The sequence below is a fragment of the Psychromonas algicola genome, from assembly GCF_004378355.1.
Classification (GTDB): domain Bacteria; phylum Pseudomonadota; class Gammaproteobacteria; order Enterobacterales; family Psychromonadaceae; genus Psychromonas.
In genome coordinates this window covers 1-18,935 of record NZ_SNUB01000006.1, presented here as the reverse complement: position 1 = coordinate 18,935, position 18,935 = coordinate 1, and the positions used below count along the sequence as shown (strand labels likewise).

The window sequence follows — 18,935 nt, the reverse complement described above, 5'->3', positions numbered from 1 at the left end:
ATTGTTAGGGATATAAAATCAAAGGTGTAAAGGTTACTTTTTGTTAGTAAAGCGCCAAGCAAGTACCCAAGATATTACTGCTGGTATACCAAAATACAAGCTAAACTTATCGTTAGACTGTAAATAGAATAAAGTTGCAATGATACTGAAGGTAATTGCCAAGGCCGTAATGACTTGGCTTTTACTGTTTTTTTGTTGTTGCTCATTCAGTCGTTGTATTAATAGTTGCTGCTGTTGCTGAATTTGTTTTGTTTGCGCTAGGTTGTGATAAACCAACTCTGGAATATCAGGTAACTTTTCTAACCAGAAAGGCGCTTTTAATTTTAATTTCTTAAGTAAGGTTTTAGGGCTGACTTGCTCTAACATCCAGTTTTCTAAGAAAGGTTTTGCTGTATCCCATAAGTCTAACTGTGGGTATAACTGACGACCTAAGCCTTCGATATAAAGTAATGTTTTTTGTAATAATACTAGCTGTGGCTGCACTTGCATATCGAAGCGGCGAGCAGTGTTAAACAGATTAATGAGCACTTGAGCAAAGGATATTTCAGATAAAGGCTTTTCAAAAATAGGCTCGCAAACAGCGCGGATCGCAAACTCAAACTCTTCAACAGGCGTGTCTTCTGGTACCCAGCCTGAATCAATATGCAGTTGTGCTACTTGTCTGTAATCACGATTGAAGAAGGCTAAAAAGTTTTCTGCTAGATAACGTTTATCTTCATTGGTTAAAGTACCAACAATACCACAGTCGATGCCAATCCAAAGTGGATCTTCAGGGTGTTCGTAGGAAACAAATACATTACCTGGATGCATATCCGCATGGAAGAAGCTATCGCGAAAGACTTGGGTAAAAAAGGCTTCAACACCGCGCTCTGCCAACAATTTTAAGTTTGTATTTTGCGCTTTTAAGGCATTTATATCAGAAACTGGAATACCGTAGATTCGCTCCATGACGAGTGCATTTTTAGTGCAATAATCAGAATAGATTTCAGGGACGTATAATAATTTTGAATCTAAGAAGTTGCGGCGTAATTGAATAGCATTGGCGCCTTCTCGCATTAAGTCTAGTTCGTCGAGTATGGTTTTTTCGTATTCATTAATCACTTCTACGGGACGTAATCGTTTTGCATCTTTCACAAAGCGTTGCATTAATGCCGCGAGCCATTTCATTAATTGAATATCAGCGGTAATTGTTTTTTCAATATCAGGACGGGTGACCTTTACCACAACTTCTCGTCCATCCTCTTTTAATATTGCGGTATGAACTTGTGCGATGGAAGCTGAAGCAAGGGCGGTTTTATCAAAGTCATCAAAGATTTCATCGATAGGACGCTGGAAAGCTTCTTCGATTTGTTTGATGGCTAGATCACCACAAAATGGTGGCACGTTGTCTTGTAAATGAGCGAGTTGATCTGCATAAATTGGAGCGAGTAGATCTCGACGAGTAGAAAGCATTTGTCCTAATTTTATATAGATAGGACCTAGTGATTGTAAGCTTAAACGCAAGCGCTCTGCTGAGCTTAATTTTTTGTGTTTGTTGTGCAACCAAAACAACACAATGCGCATTAGCCAATAGCTTTTAGGTATTTGAGTTTTCGGAATTAACTCAATTAAACCATATTCAATAAAGGTTTTGTTAATTTGATATAAACGCGATAACTCTTTAATTTTTATCATTATTCTTCCGGCTATTTAGTTAGCTTTGTTGATTCAATTTCTCATCTAACTTAAGCAGCAGTTTGTCTGTTTCAGTTTCTAGTGTGTTAACTTGGTCGCAGAAGTAAGCAACTTCTAATCCGCTAGGTGCAAGTTTAGCTTCTTCTGTTATATAAAGAGCGGCTTGTTTTTCAATTGCTTTGGATTGAGTTACTGCACCTTTAAAAAGCTGTTTTGTGTGGTAGCAAAACTTATGAGCCACTACATCACCGACTTTTTGTGATAAATGTTCTTCCCAATCAATTTTCATATCTGTTAATAAATTCGCAAATTGTTGGACAAGTTGGATATCACCTTCCACTTCAAGCTCACCACTTTTAATTAAATTGGTTAATTGGTGGTTATCTTGTAATTGTTTTAAGGCACTAAAACTCACTCGAATAGTACAATCCGTTTGCCCTTCAAATTTATTCAATACATCTATTTGTTGATCTGAGATGACAAAATACAGGGGAATATCCAGCTCTTTTAAACTTACGCCGATGATAGTGCCATTAAGTTGTTTACGTTTTATGACAGCGCTGCTATCTAATTGATGTAATTGGTTTACACCTGTTTCTAATAAACCACAAAGTAAATTTGTTAATGACATATTTATTCTCGGAGTTAGGAGCGAGTTACTAGTATTTATAGCCACGATGTAATGCAACAATACCTGCACTTAAGTTAAAGTACTCTGTATTATCAAAACCAACCTGATTCATCATTTCTTTTAATGTTTCTTGATCTGGATGCATTCGAATACTTTCAGCAAGGTATTGATAACTTTCACTATCGTTCGCAATTAATTTGCCTAATTTAGGTAAAATGTTGAATGAATAGAAGTCATAAAACTTTTTAACTGGCGAATAAAGTGGTGTTGAGAATTCTAATACGAGTAAACGACCACCTGGTTTTAGGACTCGATAGATAGAAGCGAGGGCTTTATCTTTATCGGTTACGTTACGTAGTCCGAAAGCAATGGTAATTAAATCAAAATGGTTATCAGGGAAAGGCAGTTCTTCTGCGTTGGCTTGAACATAACTCACGTTACCTTCAATACCTTTGTCACGTAACTTACTACGACCGACTTTAAGCATGGAATCATTGATATCGGCTAAAACCACTTGGCCTTCTTCACCGACTATACGCGAAAACTTAGCCGTTAGATCGCCTGTGCCGCCTGCTAAGTCGAGGACTTTTTGACCTTTACGAACACCTGAACAATCAATGGTGAAACGTTTCCAGATACGGTGAATACCTAAAGATAATACATCGTTCATAATGTCGTATTTGGCAGCAACAGAGTGGAAAACATCAGCCACTAATTCTACTTTTTTATCTTCTTCAACGGTTTTAAAGCCAAAATGAGTTGTATTGTCAGGCGATTTTTTCATGATTATCTCTTTACCTTCTGGATAAAAAATTTGTGTAGATTAAATTTATCTATGATAACAATCTTTTAGCCATAGTTGGATCTTTATTGTTATGGTGATATTGATTGAATCGTGTTTCTTGTCTTTTTTTTGAATATTACGCTACATCATAGAAATATATTCTATTAGCCGATACTATAGGAACTAGTTTAATAACCCATTAGGTTATTTTAAGGGTGTTACATAAAGGAATCGGTGTTGTTTATTTAGATTGTATTTTCTACTTTAAACACTTTAAAAAGTTTTAATATCATAAACTTGGGAACGCTATATGTTGAAAAATATCCAACCTACAAAGACCGCTGCATGGACCAAGCTTCAAGACTTATTCGATGAGCATATTGATATGCAAATTTCAGAATTGTTTGCTGAAGATGCGACACGTTTTGATACTTTTTCTCGTCAATTTAATGATGATTTTTTGTTAGATTTTTCTAAGAATTTAATTACTGAAGAAATTCTAGCGAGTTTGATTGAGCTTGCAAAAGAAGTCGATTTAGAGAATGCAATTAAAGCGCAGTTTTCAGGTGAAAAAATTAATATTACTGAACAACGTGCTGTATTACATAGTGCTTTGCGTAATAGAAGTAATAATCCTGTGGTGGTTAATGGCGAAGATGTGATGCCTAAAATCAATGCTGTGTTAGCGCAAATGAAGTCTTTTTGTGACAAGGTGCATTCTGGCGAATGGTTGGGTTATACAGGTAAGCGTATTACTGATGTGGTTAATATTGGCATTGGTGGTTCTGATTTAGGTCCTTATATGGTGACTGAAGCCTTACGTCCTTATAAAGTCGATGGTATTGAAACGCATTATGTATCGAATGTTGATGGGACACATATCGTTGAGACATTAACCAAAGTCGATCCGCAAACGACTTTATTTCTAGTCGCTTCAAAAACTTTCACAACACAAGAAACCATGACTAATGCACATAGTGCCCGTGATTGGTTTTTGAATTTTGCACAAGATGAAAAATTCGTTGCTCAGCATTTTGTTGCGTTATCGACCAATACTGAAGCGGTCACTGAGTTTGGTATCGATGCCGATAATATGTTCCAGTTTTGGGATTGGGTAGGGGGGCGTTACTCTATTTGGTCTGCAATTGGATTATCTATTGCTTTATCTATTGGTTTCGATAATTACGAAGAGTTACTAACTGGTGCTCATGAAATGGATAAGCATTTTGCGAATACTGAGTTTGAAAATAATATTCCTGTTTTATTAGCTGTGATTGGTATTTGGTATAACAACTTTTATGGCGCGGAATCAGAAGCTATTTTGCCTTATGATCAATATATGCATCGTTTCCCTGCTTATTTCCAGCAAGGCAATATGGAATCAAATGGTAAGTGCACTGATCGCAATGGCGATCCTGTAGATTATCAAACAGGGCCTATCATTTGGGGCGAACCAGGTACTAACGGACAACATGCGTTTTATCAATTGATCCATCAAGGAACTAAATTAATTCCTTGTGATTTTATTGCGCCTGCAGTGAGCCATAATCCGGCGGGTGATCACCATGCTAAATTGTTGTCTAACTTCTTTGCTCAAACCGAAGCGTTAGCCTTTGGTAAAACAAAAATGCAAGTGGAATCAGAGTTAACGGCATCAGGAAAATCATTAGATGAAGTGGCTAATCTAGTCCCTTATAAAGTGTTTGAAGGTAATAAACCAACGAATTCCATTTTAGTGAAAAAGATAACGCCTAAAGCGCTAGGGCAGTTGATCGCAATGTATGAGCAAAAGATTTTCACACAGGGTGTTATTTGGAATATCTTCACCTTCGATCAATGGGGCGTTGAGTTAGGCAAACAACTTGCTGGTCAAATCCTACCCGAACTGAACAACAGCGACTATGTTGACAGCCACGATTGTTCAACTAATGGGTTGATTAATGCTTGGAAAGGTTGGAAGTAAAAGAAAGCGCTTAGAGTAACTTCTTTGTTTTCTTATATAATAGGCTGATTGATTGAATTGGCCTTATTTCTATTTTGTTTTTTTATTTATTGATTATGCTCTGTATTAATAATACTACTGAATGACTTTATCTCGCTTCATCAATATAAATCTAGGATTTTTTAAATGTTCAAAACCATTCAAAGCTCAAATATTTATATAATATATAATAGCGAGCTTATTGATGATGTTTCTGGCTGTTTTGATGAAAATTATTGGCAGAAGAAAAATGCAATAATAGGGTGTGCGCAAGGACGTGGTACTACTTGGTTTATTCAACTTCCTCTTTTGCAAGCTGCATTACGTCATTATCGCCGAGGAGGACTATTCGGTAAAGTAATATCGGATAGTTATTTTTTCATTGGTTATAATAAAACTCGCAGTATTGCTGAATTTCATTTATTAAATCACTTGAAAGATGAAGGTGTTAATGTTCCGACGCCGATTGCTGCGAGAGTGGTTAGAAATCATATTTTCTATCAAGCCGATTTACTCTCTGAAAAAATATCGAATGCATCGGATCTTGTTGGCTTATTACAAGAAAGAAGGTTAACAAAACAAGAGTATTTTGAAATAGGCAAGGAAATAAAAAAATTACACCAATCTCAAGTCAATCATACGGATCTTAATATCCATAACATATTGCTCGATACAAGCTCCACAGTTTGGATTATTGATTTTGACAAGTGTTATCAACAAGATGGTGAAGGTTGGAAAGAGGCTAATATTAATCGCTTATTACGTTCTTTTAGAAAAGAAGTAAAGAAAAGAGCTATACACTGGGATGAGAATGATTGGGAACCTTTATTTGCGGGGTATAAAGCTAACATTTCCTAATGTTTTTATTTGAATAGTTAACATATATTATCTTTCAATTGTCTAGCAATGGTAAGATGTTTTACATTGTTGTTTGAAGACTGCATAATTCAACTCTTTCTTTTCATTCATATATTAAATTATTTAGGTGAGCTGTATTTTATGGCCCTTTTCTCCAAAGCCCCCAATTCTATTTGTATTCTTCGTTTGTCCGCTATTGGCGATGTCTGTAATGCGACCTCTGTGGTGCAAATGATTCAAGCGCAATGGCCAAGTACTAAAATCACTTGGATAATGGGTAAATTAGAAGCTCAGTTACTTGGTGATTTAGATAATATAGAAGTGATCTCCTTTGATAAGAAAAAAGGATTTAAAGGTTATTTAGAAGTTTGGTCTTTATTAAAAAGGCGGAAGTTCGACGCGCTGTTACATATGCAAACCGCATTACGTGCAAGTATTGTTAGCTTAGGTATTAAAGCGAAATATAAACTAGGTTTTGATGCGCAGCGTAGCAGTGATATGCAGTCACTTTTTATCAATCATAAAGTCCCATCACCCAGTTCCCCGCATGTTTTAGATGGGTTTATTGCATTTGCAAAAGAGCTAGGCATTATCAAAATGCCACTACATTGGGTTATTCCGATGAGTGAACAAGATGAAGAGTGGGCAAAGGTAAAAATTAGCAATAAACCAACCGTGGTGATTGTACCTGCTGCCAGCAAAAGTTATAAAAATTGGACTGCAGAGGGTTATGCAGAAGTTATAGAATATGTCGTTGCTAAAGGTTTCCAAGTTATTTTAGCTGGTAGCCCCGCGCAAGTTGAAGTTGATTTGGCTGCTGATGTTGTTAAACACTGCCAGGTCGATGTAATCAATTTGGTAGGTCATAGTTCTTTAAAGCAAATGCTAGCTTTATTAAAAGAAAGCAAGTTAGTCATTGCGCCTGATACAGGCCCTACGCATATGGCGGTTGCAGTAAATACGCCTGTTGTTGGTTTATATGCGCATCATAACCCACAGCGCACTGGACCTTATCTATATCGTGATTATGTGGTGAGTGCTTACCAAGAAGCTATTGAAGCTGAAACTGGCAAGGTGTTAGCGGATTTGTCATGGCGTTCTCGTGTTAAAGATAAGACGGCAATGCAACGTATTCAAGCAACTGACGTTATCAAAATGGTTGATAAAATATCAGCTGAATTGTCAATTCAAAGTAGTAATTAAAGGAAGTCACATGGAGAATAAGCCAACTATTGGTGTGCTAATGATTGTAAAAAATGAATCGGCACATTTAGCTGAATGTTTAGATACAGTTAAAGATTGGGTTGATGAAATCGTTATTGTGGATTCTGGTAGTACAGATAATACCGCTGAAATTGCTAAGTTATATACTGATAAATTTTATACGAATACGGAATGGCCTGGTTTTGGTAAACAACGTCAATTAGCGCAGTCTTATATGAACTCAACATGGGTTTTACCTTTGGATGCCGATGAGCGAGTAACAGAGCGACTCAAGCAAAGTATTTTAGATGCCGTAAAAAGTGATAATCGAGAATGTTGCTATAAAATAAACCGCTTAAGTAAAGCATTTGGGCGTTATATAAAACATTCAGGATGGAGCCCTGATTGGGTTTTACGTTTATATCCTAGAGCTGCAATGCAATATGATGACTCGTTAGTACATGAGCAAGTTAAGGTCCCAGATAATTATTCGGTGAATAAACTAAAAGGGGACTTACTTCATTTTACCTTTGATGACCTGTCACAATATACGAAAAAAACATCGCTTTATATTTCGTCATGGGTAGAGCAAAGAGAGGGTAAGAAAAAATCTACTTTCACTAAAGCCATCTCACATGCTTTTTTCCGTTTTATCAAAATGTATTTTATTAAAAAAGGCTTTTTAGATGGTCGCCATGGCTTATTGCTAGCGATACTGAGTGCGAATGTTGTTTTTACTCGCTATGCTGACCTTTGGCTTCGTGATTACGTTAAAAAAAATAAGCAATAGGATTTAAAATGAAGATTTGTCACGTTAATTTAGCAAGAGGTTTTAGTGGCGGTGAGCGTCAAACTCTGCAGCTCATATTGCAACAAATTAAAGAAGGTTCTCAACTTGTTGTTGTTGCTAAGCCTGATACTCCTTTTGCGAATGAAATCAAAAAGCTTAATTGCACATTGGTGACAACCTCTCATTTTTTGTTTAATCATAAAAAGTCGATCACAGCAGACTGTGATCTTATTCATGTACATGAAGGACAGGCTATTTATTGGGCTTGGTTACAGAATCGTTTATATCATGTTCCATATATAGTGACACGTCGAATTGATAACCCATTAAAAAATAAGTTTTTATCTAATCTTGCTTATCAAAAAGCATCGTGCCTGGTTGGTTTAAGTGAAGCAATTGTTGATGCGATTAAAGTTCGTCATCCTGATGCAATGACACATAAAATCCCAAGTTCACCCGTTGATTACCCTGTTAATACAGAAGTTGTTGCAAACATAAAAAATCAATTTAAAGATAAAGTTATTGTTATGCAAGCATCGAACTTACTAAGGCATAAAGGTCATAATACCAGCATAGAGGCTTTTAAGTTATTGCAAGGTAGCCACCCTGAATTGCAGCTTGTTTTGCTTGGTGATGGTCCAGAAAAAGAAAATTTAAAACAGCAATCGCAAGGCATGAGTAATATTACTTTTGCTGGTAAACAGACTGAGATGGGAAATTGGTTTGCTGCTGCTGATATTTTTATCCATCCTTCTCATAGCGAAGGTTTAGGTTCTGTTATCTTAGAAGCTATTCAAGCAGGATTACCTGTTATTGGCAGTAATGCTGGTGGGATCCCTGATATTATTGAAAATAATGTGAGTGGTTTATTGGTTGAAGCTGGTAATGGGAAGTCTTTAGCCGAAGCTATTACGCTTATGGCCGAAGACGAAGCCTTGAAGACTCGCTTATTGGCTGGTGGAAAGGAAAAGTTGAAGTTGTTTGATATTGTTTACACATGTTCTCTTTATGATGCAATTTATCGAAGCATTAAGTAATTTTTGTTTTTTTAGTTATTTTTCAGTTGTATTAAGGCATTACAATGAGTCATCGAAGCCAAGCGAAGCGTTTTTCCTATTATTTTTTTAATACTTTAGGTTTATGTATTCCAAATTTTATTTTTCGACTTTTATTACAAAAAAAAATATCGAAATTAAATACGAGTGATCAAGCTTATATCCAAAATAGAGTTAACTACTACAATAAATTATCTGTTGTTGATAATAGGGGGCGGTTTGATAATTCAGTGGCCGCGTTTAAAAAAACAAAAGGGACCACTTATTTTTTTGATATGCGAAATGTCATAAAATATTTTTCTCGCCATCTTAAATTTTCAATGATACCTGGCGATGTTACTCGTATCCCTGAGGTTCCTACCTTTGTTAAAAGTCGACCGATTACCCATGATAATGAAAATGCTGTTTTGTTAAAGCTTAATAAAATTCGCCATTTTAATTTCATAAAAGATGAGATTTCATATACTGATAAGAAAGATCAAGTCGCATGGCGTGGTGTAGGGTATCAGCCACATCGTTTAGTGGTCATTAAACAGTTTTATGAGCATAAAATGTGCAATATAGGACAAACTAAACCTTACCAAGGAAACCCTTGGGAAAAAGGTTACATGTCTATTGAAGAACAGCTTCAATACAAGTTTTTATTATGTATAGAAGGTAATGATGTTGCAACTAACTTAAAGTGGGTAATGTCCTCTAATTCTTTATGTTTAATGTCTAAGCCTAAATTTGAAACTTGGTTTATGGAAGGGAGTTTAGAAGCTGGAGTACATTACGTTGAGTTAAAAGATGATTATTCTGATTTAATTGAAAAGATGGAATATTATTTAGCTGACGAGCAAGAAGCATTGACTATTATTAAAAATGCAAATAAGTATGTAGATCAATTTAAAGATGAAAAACGGGAGCAATTAATTTCTTTATTGGTTGCTCAAAAATATTTTAAGCAGTCTAGGCAGTTGTAATACTTTTTAACAATTTCATCCAGATTAAGGTCGCTGTAAATAGTGCAATGTTTTTGTTATAGCACCTTGGTTTTCTTCAACAACTTTAAGTGCGGCTTTCCCTTGCTGCTCTTGCTGTTCTTTATTAGTAAGTAAGTAAATCACCTGGTTGCCTAACTCAGTTGAGTTGTTGATTATTGTTGTTGCACTCGCTTTGCAAAGTTGTTTTGTTATGTCGGTAAAATTGAAAAAACTTGGTCCAATTATCGTGGGTAAGCCTATTGCTGCTGGTTCAAGTAAATTATGACCACCAACTTTGTTTCCAACTAAACTACCTCCCATAAAACATATATCCGCGGCACCAAGTAACACTAACATTTCGCCCATAGTGTCTGCCAAATAAACTTCAATCGTTTTATTCATTTCAGTTTTTTGGCTGCGCTTTATGACATTAAAACCAGCGTCTTCTGTTAATGAGTAAACCGTATTAAAGCGCTCAGGATGACGCGGTACAAGTATTAATAGAGTATTTGGAATTACTTTTAATACTTCTCTATGAGCCGCTAATATTTGCTCGTCTTCACCTTGATGCGTACTTGCAGCAATCCAAATAGGGCGTGTTGAGCCTAGTGTGCTTCTTAACTGTTGGCTTTGTTTTTTTACCTGCTGAGAAATTGTAATATCAAACTTAACCGATCCAGTTACTTCAATCTTATTCTTGGCGATGCCTAATTCGATAAAGCGTTGCGCGTCATCTTGGTGTTGGCATAGAATTTTATTGATATTGTTAGCTAACAAATCAAATATAGCGCTGACTTTGCTGTAACGATCTGCTGAACGTTGTGATAAACGCGCATTGATGACTGTGATATTTAAGCCCGCTTTAGCAACACAATGTAATGTGTTTGGCCACAACTCAGTTTCCATGATCAGTAATTGTGAAGGGTGTGTTTTTTTTAAAAAAAAATTAATGGCAAAACTAAAATCTAACGGCATATAACGATGCTCAACTAAGTCGTTGAGTTTAGCTGCTTGTTCTGCACCCGTACTTGTCGTCGTCGTTAATAAAATAGCTTGTTCAGGAGAATGTTTTTTGATCTCTTTTATTAACGAAGAGACAGCAATGACTTCACCTACTGATACTGCGTGGATCCATAGTGGATGTATATTGGATAGCTTAGGTGTTAACCCAAAATGTTCTTTCCAACGTTTGCCCACATTGGGTTTTCCTTTCTTCTTCTTATATAAGCTATATAAAAAAAAAGGAGAAACCAATATTAGTAAAATAGAGTAAATAAACCGTATTAGCATGATTCAACTTGAATCGAGTTAAGAATTTTAATGCTATCGAGTACTTTTTTAGGAGCTAACTCCGTTAAACATTTCATATGTTCAAACTTACAAGTTCTTTTAAAGCATGGGCGACAATCAATATCAGTATGAATAATTTCAACGGCTCTGGCTAATGGCGGAGTATATTTAGGTGATGTCGAACCATAAACAGCAACCACTTGGCAACCAACGGCAGCTGCGATGTGCATTAAACCTGAGTCATTGCTCACAACTGTTTGGCATGAGGCCAGCAGATCAACTGCTTCGATTAAATTAGTATTGCCGGCTAGGTTATAAACTTTGTTTTTATTTTCTGCTGCGACAAGTGCTTTAATTTTTTCTGTAACAGGTTTATCTTTCGCCGAGCCAAATAAGAATACTTGGTGCCCTTGATTGATCATCTCATTCGCTACTGCTGCATAATGTTCTTCTGGCCAACGTTTGGAAGGGCCAAATTCAGCACCAGGACATAAACCTATAGTTGGTAACGTTTGAGTTAAAGAAAATTTTTCAATTGCTTGTTGTTGTTTTTCTTCATCAATAAATAATGCAGGTGTTGGAAGTTTATCAAGCCCGCCTAAGCTGCTTGAATCCAGCATTTCTTTTTTAGGAAAAGCTAGAGCAACATAACGTTCAACCATATATTGAAATGATTTTTTATTACTGCGAATATCGCTCAATAAGCCATAACGACTTTCACCTGTCCATCCCGTACGTTTTGGAATATTAGCAAAAAACGGAATAAGGGCTGATTTAGCTGAATTGGGTAAAATATAAGCTTGATCATAATTATCTTTACGCAGCATTTTACCAAGTTGGCGACGCTTGAAGAAAGCAAATTGTCCGTGTGTTAACGGCATTTCAATCGCTTTGTTGATTTCAGGCATGCGTTCTAAAATAGGTTTACACCAAGCTGGTGCCATCACATCAATAATAGCGTCAGGGTGCTGTTGCTTTAGTGTGATATATAATGATTGTGACATTACCATATCACCGACCCATGAAGGTCCGATAACTAATATTTTCATCTTATTGGTTTAACCATTCCATGTATTCTTTTGTACCTTCTGCAACGGTTTTAAATTCACCATCGTAACCAGCTGCACGTAAATTAGTTAAATCTGCTTCTGTAAAGCTTTGGTAACGACCTTTTAAATGTTCTGGGAATGGGATGCGCTCAATTTTTCCTTTTTTATGAAAATCAACAACCGCATTACCCACTTCTAAAAAGGATTCAGCAGTGCCTGTACCTAGATTATAAATACCTGATACTTTATTATCAAAAAACCATAAGTTAACTTTGCAAACATCACCAACATAAACAAAGTCGCGCTTATGTTCACCTTCAAAAAGCTTCGCGTTTTCACCTGCATTTAATTGATTATTTAAGTGAAATGCAACACTTGCCATACTGCCTTTATGTTGTTCTCTAGGACCATAAACATTAAAATAACGGAAACCTACGATTTGAGGGAGTACTTCGCCATGGTCTTTAGCGTCTTGCCAGAGGTTGCGAACGTATTGATCAAATTGGAATTTTGAGTAACCGTAAACATTTAATGGCTTTTCAAATTTCAATTCTTCTTTAAAGGTCTCATTGCCTCCATAAGTCGCAGCAGAAGAAGCGTATAAAAATGGAATTTCGCGTTCGATACAATAATGCAGTAGGTCTTTAGAGTATTCATAATTGTTTTCCATCATGAATTTACCATTCCATTCAGTGGTTGCTGAGCAAGCTCCTTCATGGAAAATAGCCTCAACGTCACCAAAATCTTGTCCTGAAACTATTTGCGTAATAAATTCATCTTTATCCATATAATCAGTAATTTGTAGGTCAACAAGGTTAACAAACTTAGTCCCGTCAGTGAGGTCATCTATGACAAGAATGTCAGTAATTCCACGTTCATTTAAAGATTTGATGATATTACTGCCAATAAAGCCTGCGCCGCCTGTAACTATAAACATGAATTAACCCCTTAAAACTAGATTTTGAAAACGAATTTACTACTTATTATTTTCTATTACACCCTATTATACGATCAGTCTGATCGAAAATGGCAATTCTTATTTTTATTCTATACTAGCGAATTTTTAGAGAAAATAATTTATATATTTTATAAACAGAATGAATGTATCAAGAATATCAGGTTATATTGACATTGTAACTTGCAAACAGTAGGGTAACGCACTTCGATTCAGATTCAATATACATCATTGAAAAAACACTTCTATCAACACTTATTTGGTACTGAATATAAGTAATTTTTTGTACATAAACTTGAGTAATTTTATATGAACTTCATTAATAACGAAAAAAAAGATAGCCAATGGATTCTGCGTAAGGCTGGTTTTATTATACTTGCCTTGTTCTTTTTGATTGTATTTGAGTCAAAACCATTAATGAATTTACTTGCTTCACTTGCGCTACTTTTGTCTTTTTTCTATATAGGATTTTATGATAGAAAATTTTTACAAAGTAACCCTTATTTATTGCTGTTTATAGTGCCTTATGTGGTTGGTTTTTTACTTGGTTTTTTATCTGAATCAGGTGTTACTGGTGCGCTTGCCTTCCTATTGCGTTTTAAATTCATGCTATTAGTCATTCCGCTGGCTGTATTTATTAAAGAAAGAAAAGACTTACACATTTTATTTATTATGTTTTTTGCTTCGGCCAGTATCGCTATAGCTTATGGGATATATACAGGGCAGCCTTATGGTGGATTTAAAGGCTTTCATAAAATAGGAAGAACATCTGACATGATGATAGTTGTATGCCTTACTGCATTAACTTTCCTGATGTTAGGGAGATTTTCTTCTAATATAAAGCCTCTTTTATTGAAAGTATTAATGATGTTTATCGTCGTTTTTTCTACTTGGGCTGTAATGATGAGTGAAATTCGAGGGGCTTGGTTAGGGCTTACTATTGGGAGTGTTTTATTTCTTTTGTTACTATTGATGTTTCAGAGAAAATTGATAGCGCTTAATTTATCTATACTTTCTCTATGTGTTGTTAGTGTTATTTATTTATCTGATATTGGTGGGATAAAAAGCAATATAAATAGAATAAATAACCAAATAGAATCGATTGTTGAAACTAATAACAACGAATCCAACGAATCTAGAATTGATTTATGGAAAGCGGGGTGGGATTTTTCTAAAGAACACTTTGTTTTTGGAACAGGGGCAAAACAATCTGAAGCTATGTTTATTACTTTTTTCTATGAACAGACACCTGAGTATCAAAAAGATCACCGTTTTGCAATAAATTACCCTGGTGAATATCACAATAGCTACATGCAAATACATGTAGAAACTGGCATTATATTCTTGATTATTTTCCTTTCGAGTATTGGTTATCTTTTGCTTATGCTGTTAAAAAACATTAATAAAATACCCTTTGAAGATCAAAAATATTTAATTGCTACCATTGTAACTTCAGTTGCTTTTATGTGCGCTCAAGTATTCCATAGTGACTTATATCATTATGGTTCAACCATTTTTTATCTGCTTTTATTTAGTGGCTGTTATATATTAAACCAAAATAACCCTTCAATCTGGTTTCACAAAGGCAGGAAAAATGCAACATAAGTATAAAGCATCTTTAATTATCGCAGTTTATAAGCGAGTTGATTTTCTTGAATTGATATTTAGGTCAATAGAGATACAAACCTTCAAAAATTTTGAAGTTATTGTAGCTGAAGACGATAATTCAATCGAAGTGGCAGAGTTTATAAAGAGATGGAAAGATAAGTGTTCATTTGACATAAAACATATTAGTCAAGAAGATGATGGCTTTAGAAAAAATAAGCTATTAAATAAAGCTCTAGCGGTATCGGAAGGTGAGCATACTGTATTTATTGACGGAGATTGCATTCTTCATAAAGACTTTATGAAAGATCATATTACACTAGCAAGACCTAATACTTGTCTTTTTGGTAGAAGGGTTATGCTTGATGAAGCTACCGCGAACCAAATTATCGAAACTAAAGATCTCAGCTTACTTTCATTTTCCAAACTACTATTTACTAAAAGCAAACATTTGGAATGTGCTATTCGTTTGCCATTTCTCATTTCACGCAGAAAAAGTGGCATGTTAGGATGCAATTTTAGTGTATTAAAAGAAACTCTTATTGCCATTAATGGTTTTGATGAGGATTTTACTCGTCCATTATATGGGGAGGATACTGATGTGGCTCGCAGATTAAGTTTAATTGGTGTTAATCTAAAGTGTTCGAAGTTTAAAACAATTCAGTATCATTTGCATCATGCAATGAAAGACAGAGATAATGATTGGATTGTTAGTGGTGAATTGTATAAGAAAAAAGTTACTGAAGGTAAATCATTTTGTGAAAATGGTTATATTAAGAAGTAAACATGGTTGGTAATAATTTTTAATTTAGTGATTTAAAAAAAGGAAAATTTGTGTCCACATTTAAATTAATAGAAATAGCAGAAACAAAACGACGCCTGCAGAATGAAAACGCTATTTTAGTGGATACTCGTGATGCGCAATCTTATGCAGCAGACCATGCACAAGGAGCATTTCATTTAACCAATGAAACGCTAAAAGAATTTACCGATAAAGTGGAGTTTGATACTCCTGTCTTTGTGGTTTGTTACCATGGTAATAGCAGCAAGGGAGTTGCTCAGTATTTAGCTGAACAGGGTTATGAAGATACTTATAGTGTTGAAGGTGGCATGGCGATGTGGCGCCAATTGTTCCCTGTTGATGCCTAATAGTTGTAAAGAAGAAGGGGCGTTATGAGTGTAGTTGATACGGATAGCATTGATGCTATCGGCATGGAAAAAGAAGCTGGTCGAGTATTTTTAAGTATTATTGATTCACTAGTATGGGATCAAGATAATGTGCATTTATTTACCTTGCAAGAGAAGATAAATACGTATTTGTACTTTATTGAATCTGGTGAGCTAGTGAAAGCATTGCCTGATGCGGAAGGTTTTGATATTGCAATCGAATTGATTTTGAAGCATATGCCAACGGATCAAGCGATTACATTTTTTGATAAAACCACGCAAATTTTATTAGATAAAGGTATCGTATTTGTGTTTGGTCCAAATAAAGATACAGGCTACGCTGAACAGCAAAGTTAATAAGTGTTGTTCATTGTTAAGTTAATTTTCCTAACCACTTTCAGAGTAGGTGGGTATTTTAATACTGATTATTAAGAGAATGCTTTGTAACCTATTGTTCTATATGCAAAGCTTTTCTTTTAAAGTAAATGTCAATCTAGTTAGCTGAGTTTTTATCTGTAACAAATTTAGATAAGCTATTTATTGTGATTGCTATTATGCTTTGCTTTTATTCAATTATGTGACCAAATTGCAATTTAACGATTGCCCCCGCACCGCCTATTTGGGATAATCCGCAGCCTAGTTAATCGCCAATCTTATTAAATCAAAATGTAATCAGGAGAAACAGATGCCTTCTCGTCAAGAGTTAGCTAACGCAATACGCGCCCTTAGTATGGATGCTGTCCAACAAGCCAATTCAGGTCACCCAGGAGCACCAATGGGAATGGCTGATATTGCACAAGTATTATGGACAGACTTTTTAAAGCACAACCCAACTAATCCAAACTGGGCAGATCGTGACCGTTTTATTCTATCTAACGGCCATGGTTCAATGCTTATCTATTCTCTATTGCATTTAACGGGTTATGAACTTTCAATTGAAGATCTAAAAAACTTCCGTCAATTACATTCTAAAACCCCTGGTCATCCTGAATACGGTTATGCGCCTGGTATCGAAACAACAACTGGCCCATTAGGACAAGGTATTACTAATGCTGTTGGTATGGCGATTGCTGAAAAGTCATTAGCTGCGCAGTTTAATAAAGAAGGCCATGAAATTGTTGACCATAACACTTACGTATTTTTAGGTGATGGTTGTTTAATGGAAGGTATTTCTCATGAAGCTTGCTCTTTAGCGGGTACGTTAGGTTTAGGTAAACTGATTGCATTCTGGGATGACAACGGTATTTCTATCGACGGTGAAGTTGAAGGTTGGTTTACTGACGATACACCTAAACGTTTTGAATCTTACGGATGGCAAGTTATTTCTGTTGATGGACATAATCCTGAAGAAATTAAAGCTGCGATTATCTCAGCAAAAGCTGAAACTAAAAAACCAACGATTATCTGCTGTAAAACTATCATCGGTTTTGGTTCTCCTGCTAAGCAAGGTACGCATGATTGTCACGGTGCACCATTAGGTCACGATGAAATTGCTGCAACACGTAAAGCATTGGGGTGGAACCACGGTCCATTTGAAATTCCTGCTGATGTTTATGCTGGTTGGGATAATAAAGAACAAGGTAAAGCGGCTGAACAATCTTGGGATGAAAAATTCGCAGCATACGCAGCGGCTTATCCCGAATTAGCAAGTGAATACAAGCGACGTGTTAACAACGAATTACCTGCTGACTGGGAAGCTAAGTCTTCTGCTTACATTGCTGACTTACAAGCGAACCAAGGTAATATCGCAACACGTAAAGCATCTCAAAACTGTATTGAAGCTTATGGTGCAATCTTGCCTGAATTATTAGGTGGCTCTGCCGATTTAGCACCTTCTAACTTAACAATGTGGTCTGGCACTAAAGCAATCACTGCTGATGATGCAACTGGTAACTACTTACACTATGGTGTGCGTGAGTTTGCAATGGCAGCAATCATTAACGGTATTGCATTACATAAAGGGTTTGTTCCTTACGGCGCAACTTTCTTAATGTTTATGGAGTACGCACGTAATGCATTACGTATGTCTGCATTAATGAAGCAACGTGCTATTCAAGTATTTACACATGACTCAATTGGTTTAGGTGAAGATGGTCCAACTCACCAACCTGTAGAACAAATTGCAAGCTTACGCTTAACGCCAAATATGAACACATGGCGTCCATGTGACAGCGTTGAATCTGCTGTTGCTTGGAAGTTTGCAATTGAATCTGTTGATGCGCCAAGTTCACTGATCTTTAGCCGTCAAAACTTGAAACCACAAGCACGTGATGCACAGCAATTGGCTGATGTTGCAAAAGGCGGTTACGTATTGATTGATTCAGCAACAACACCTGAGATCATCTTAATCGCAACGGGCTCTGAAGTTGAGCTAGCGGTTCAAGCTGCTGCTGAATTAACAGCATCAGGCAAGGCGATTCGTGTTGTTTCTATTCCATGTACAGAGCAGTTTGAATTACAATCAACTGAATACAAAGAGTCTGTATTACCAGCAGCAGTGACTAAACGTGTTGCTATTGAAGCGGGTATTGCTGATTACTGGTACAAATACGTTGGCCTAAACGGTGCTGTGATTGGTATGACGACATTTGGTGAGTCTGCTCCAGCAGATCAACTATTTGAAATGTTTGGCTTCACTGTTAAAAACGTAGTAGAAACAGCTAACGCGTTATAATTAGTTAAACTACTTAGTTTAGAAAGCCGCGATTGACTTCTAAATAGTTAACGCGGCTTTTTTGTGCCAAAAAGAAAGTGTGAATTTTCCTTTATCTATAAATTTTAGGCATTAAAAAACCGGCTATCAATGCTAATGCCGTTCACTTAAGGTGAACGGCATATTTACTTTTCGCCACTGGATATCGATTTTTAGACGCTTTTAAACACCTCGGATAACTTCGCTCACGTTTTCCCTCCAACTTAAATTGTGCC

17 protein-coding genes are annotated in these 18,935 nt (G+C 36.0%); 11 read left to right on the top strand and 6 right to left on the bottom strand.

Annotation, left to right across the window (positions count from 1 at the left end; all coding sequences use genetic code 11):
- Positions 1 to 33 precede the first annotated feature (33 nt).
- The 3 genes from ubiB to ubiE are packed head-to-tail and all read right to left on the bottom strand — an operon-like array spanning position 34 to position 3,089.
- Entirely contained in the window at positions 34 to 1,674 is a 1,641-nt protein-coding gene (gene ubiB / locus E2R67_RS04345; RefSeq protein ID WP_134289709.1) for a ubiquinone biosynthesis regulatory protein kinase UbiB, read from the bottom strand.
- 19 nt (positions 1,675 to 1,693) lie between these two features.
- Positions 1,694 to 2,305 (bottom strand): ubiquinone biosynthesis accessory factor UbiJ, encoded by a 612-nt coding sequence (locus E2R67_RS04340; RefSeq protein ID WP_134289708.1) that lies wholly within the window; start codon positions 2,303 to 2,305, stop codon positions 1,694 to 1,696.
- A 28-nt stretch (positions 2,306 to 2,333) separates the two neighbouring features.
- Positions 2,334 to 3,089 (bottom strand): bifunctional demethylmenaquinone methyltransferase/2-methoxy-6-polyprenyl-1,4-benzoquinol methylase UbiE, encoded by a 756-nt coding sequence (gene ubiE / locus E2R67_RS04335; RefSeq protein WP_134289707.1) that lies wholly within the window; start codon positions 3,087 to 3,089, stop codon positions 2,334 to 2,336.
- 310 nt (positions 3,090 to 3,399) lie between these two features.
- On the opposite strand from ubiE, the gene pgi reads away from it, so the two are divergent.
- The 6 genes from pgi to E2R67_RS04305 all read left to right on the top strand — a co-directional run bounded on the left by pgi (position 3,400) and on the right by E2R67_RS04305 (position 9,941).
- Entirely contained in the window at positions 3,400 to 5,052 is a 1,653-nt protein-coding gene (pgi, locus tag E2R67_RS04330; protein WP_134289706.1) for a glucose-6-phosphate isomerase, read from the top strand.
- Between the two features lie 165 nt (positions 5,053 to 5,217).
- On the top strand, positions 5,218 to 5,928 hold the full coding sequence (locus E2R67_RS04325; protein ID WP_134289705.1) for a 3-deoxy-D-manno-octulosonic acid kinase: 711 nt from the start codon (positions 5,218 to 5,220) through the stop codon (positions 5,926 to 5,928).
- A gap of 141 nt (positions 5,929 to 6,069) precedes the next feature.
- Complete coding sequence (locus E2R67_RS04320) at positions 6,070 to 7,131, top strand: glycosyltransferase family 9 protein (protein ID WP_134289704.1); 1,062 nt, start codon at positions 6,070 to 6,072, stop codon at positions 7,129 to 7,131.
- Between the two features lie 10 nt (positions 7,132 to 7,141).
- Positions 7,142 to 7,921 (top strand): glycosyltransferase family 2 protein, encoded by a 780-nt coding sequence (locus E2R67_RS04315; RefSeq protein ID WP_134289703.1) that lies wholly within the window; start codon positions 7,142 to 7,144, stop codon positions 7,919 to 7,921.
- 8 nt (positions 7,922 to 7,929) lie between these two features.
- Positions 7,930 to 8,958: a glycosyltransferase family 4 protein gene (locus tag E2R67_RS04310; RefSeq protein ID WP_134289702.1), complete on the top strand. Its 1,029-nt coding sequence runs from the start codon at positions 7,930 to 7,932 to the stop codon at positions 8,956 to 8,958.
- Between the two features lie 44 nt (positions 8,959 to 9,002).
- Complete coding sequence (locus E2R67_RS04305) at positions 9,003 to 9,941, top strand: glycosyl transferase family 90 (RefSeq protein WP_134289701.1); 939 nt, start codon at positions 9,003 to 9,005, stop codon at positions 9,939 to 9,941.
- Positions 9,942 to 9,965: 24 nt separating this feature from the next.
- On the opposite strand, the gene waaA is transcribed toward E2R67_RS04305, so the two are convergent.
- From waaA to rfaD, 3 genes are read right to left on the bottom strand one after another with little or no spacing between them, the layout of a single operon-like run.
- Positions 9,966 to 11,231 (bottom strand): lipid IV(A) 3-deoxy-D-manno-octulosonic acid transferase, encoded by a 1,266-nt coding sequence (gene waaA / locus E2R67_RS04300; protein ID WP_134289700.1) that lies wholly within the window; start codon positions 11,229 to 11,231, stop codon positions 9,966 to 9,968.
- Positions 11,225 to 12,280, bottom strand: a complete 1,056-nt coding sequence (waaF, locus tag E2R67_RS04295) for a lipopolysaccharide heptosyltransferase II (protein ID WP_134289699.1) — start codon at positions 12,278 to 12,280, stop codon at positions 11,225 to 11,227. Before waaF ends, waaA begins: the two co-directional genes overlap by 7 nt.
- A gap of 1 nt (position 12,281) precedes the next feature.
- Positions 12,282 to 13,217, bottom strand: coding sequence for an ADP-glyceromanno-heptose 6-epimerase (gene rfaD, locus E2R67_RS04290; protein ID WP_134289698.1), 936 nt, complete (start codon positions 13,215 to 13,217; stop codon positions 12,282 to 12,284).
- Positions 13,218 to 13,544: 327 nt separating this feature from the next.
- Here rfaD and E2R67_RS04285 point away from each other — a divergent pair, with 327 nt between their 5' ends.
- The 5 genes from E2R67_RS04285 to tkt all read left to right on the top strand — a co-directional run bounded on the left by E2R67_RS04285 (position 13,545) and on the right by tkt (position 18,681).
- Positions 13,545 to 14,840: an O-antigen ligase family protein gene (locus E2R67_RS04285; RefSeq protein WP_134289697.1), complete on the top strand. Its 1,296-nt coding sequence runs from the start codon at positions 13,545 to 13,547 to the stop codon at positions 14,838 to 14,840.
- The gene (locus E2R67_RS04280; RefSeq protein ID WP_134289696.1) at positions 14,830 to 15,624 is read left to right on the top strand and encodes a glycosyltransferase; all 795 of its coding nucleotides are present in this window, start codon (positions 14,830 to 14,832) and stop codon (positions 15,622 to 15,624) included. Before E2R67_RS04285 ends, E2R67_RS04280 begins: the two co-directional genes overlap by 11 nt.
- A gap of 50 nt (positions 15,625 to 15,674) precedes the next feature.
- A complete protein-coding gene (gene glpE, locus E2R67_RS04275; RefSeq protein WP_134289695.1) occupies positions 15,675 to 15,989 on the top strand; it encodes a thiosulfate sulfurtransferase GlpE in 315 nt (104 codons plus the stop codon).
- A gap of 24 nt (positions 15,990 to 16,013) precedes the next feature.
- Positions 16,014 to 16,364, top strand: a complete 351-nt coding sequence (locus E2R67_RS04270) for a DUF6572 domain-containing protein (protein WP_134289694.1) — start codon at positions 16,014 to 16,016, stop codon at positions 16,362 to 16,364.
- A gap of 328 nt (positions 16,365 to 16,692) precedes the next feature.
- The gene (gene tkt / locus E2R67_RS04265) at positions 16,693 to 18,681 is read left to right on the top strand and encodes a transketolase (RefSeq protein ID WP_134289693.1); all 1,989 of its coding nucleotides are present in this window, start codon (positions 16,693 to 16,695) and stop codon (positions 18,679 to 18,681) included.
- Positions 18,682 to 18,935: the final 254 nt, after the last annotated feature.

Bases quoted from the DNA above. Each gene is read 5' to 3' on its own strand.
- ubiB (WP_134289709.1), bottom strand. From the start codon at position 1,674: ATGATAAAAATTAAAGAGTTATCGCGTTTATATCAAATTAACAAAACC.
- E2R67_RS04340 (WP_134289708.1), bottom strand. From the start codon at position 2,305: ATGTCATTAACAAATTTACTTTGTGGTTTATTAGAAACAGGTGTAAAC.
- ubiE (WP_134289707.1), bottom strand. From the start codon at position 3,089: ATGAAAAAATCGCCTGACAATACAACTCATTTTGGCTTTAAAACCGTT.
- pgi (WP_134289706.1), top strand. From the start codon at position 3,400: ATGTTGAAAAATATCCAACCTACAAAGACCGCTGCATGGACCAAGCTT.
- E2R67_RS04325 (WP_134289705.1), top strand. From the start codon at position 5,218: ATGTTCAAAACCATTCAAAGCTCAAATATTTATATAATATATAATAGC.
- E2R67_RS04320 (WP_134289704.1), top strand. From the start codon at position 6,070: ATGGCCCTTTTCTCCAAAGCCCCCAATTCTATTTGTATTCTTCGTTTG.
- E2R67_RS04315 (WP_134289703.1), top strand. From the start codon at position 7,142: ATGGAGAATAAGCCAACTATTGGTGTGCTAATGATTGTAAAAAATGAA.
- E2R67_RS04310 (WP_134289702.1), top strand. From the start codon at position 7,930: ATGAAGATTTGTCACGTTAATTTAGCAAGAGGTTTTAGTGGCGGTGAG.
- E2R67_RS04305 (WP_134289701.1), top strand. From the start codon at position 9,003: ATGAGTCATCGAAGCCAAGCGAAGCGTTTTTCCTATTATTTTTTTAAT.
- waaA (WP_134289700.1), bottom strand. From the start codon at position 11,231: ATGCTAATACGGTTTATTTACTCTATTTTACTAATATTGGTTTCTCCT.
- waaF (WP_134289699.1), bottom strand. From the start codon at position 12,280: ATGAAAATATTAGTTATCGGACCTTCATGGGTCGGTGATATGGTAATG.
- rfaD (WP_134289698.1), bottom strand. From the start codon at position 13,217: ATGTTTATAGTTACAGGCGGCGCAGGCTTTATTGGCAGTAATATCATC.
- E2R67_RS04285 (WP_134289697.1), top strand. From the start codon at position 13,545: ATGAACTTCATTAATAACGAAAAAAAAGATAGCCAATGGATTCTGCGT.
- E2R67_RS04280 (WP_134289696.1), top strand. From the start codon at position 14,830: ATGCAACATAAGTATAAAGCATCTTTAATTATCGCAGTTTATAAGCGA.
- E2R67_RS04270 (WP_134289694.1), top strand. From the start codon at position 16,014: ATGAGTGTAGTTGATACGGATAGCATTGATGCTATCGGCATGGAAAAA.
- tkt (WP_134289693.1), top strand. From the start codon at position 16,693: ATGCCTTCTCGTCAAGAGTTAGCTAACGCAATACGCGCCCTTAGTATG.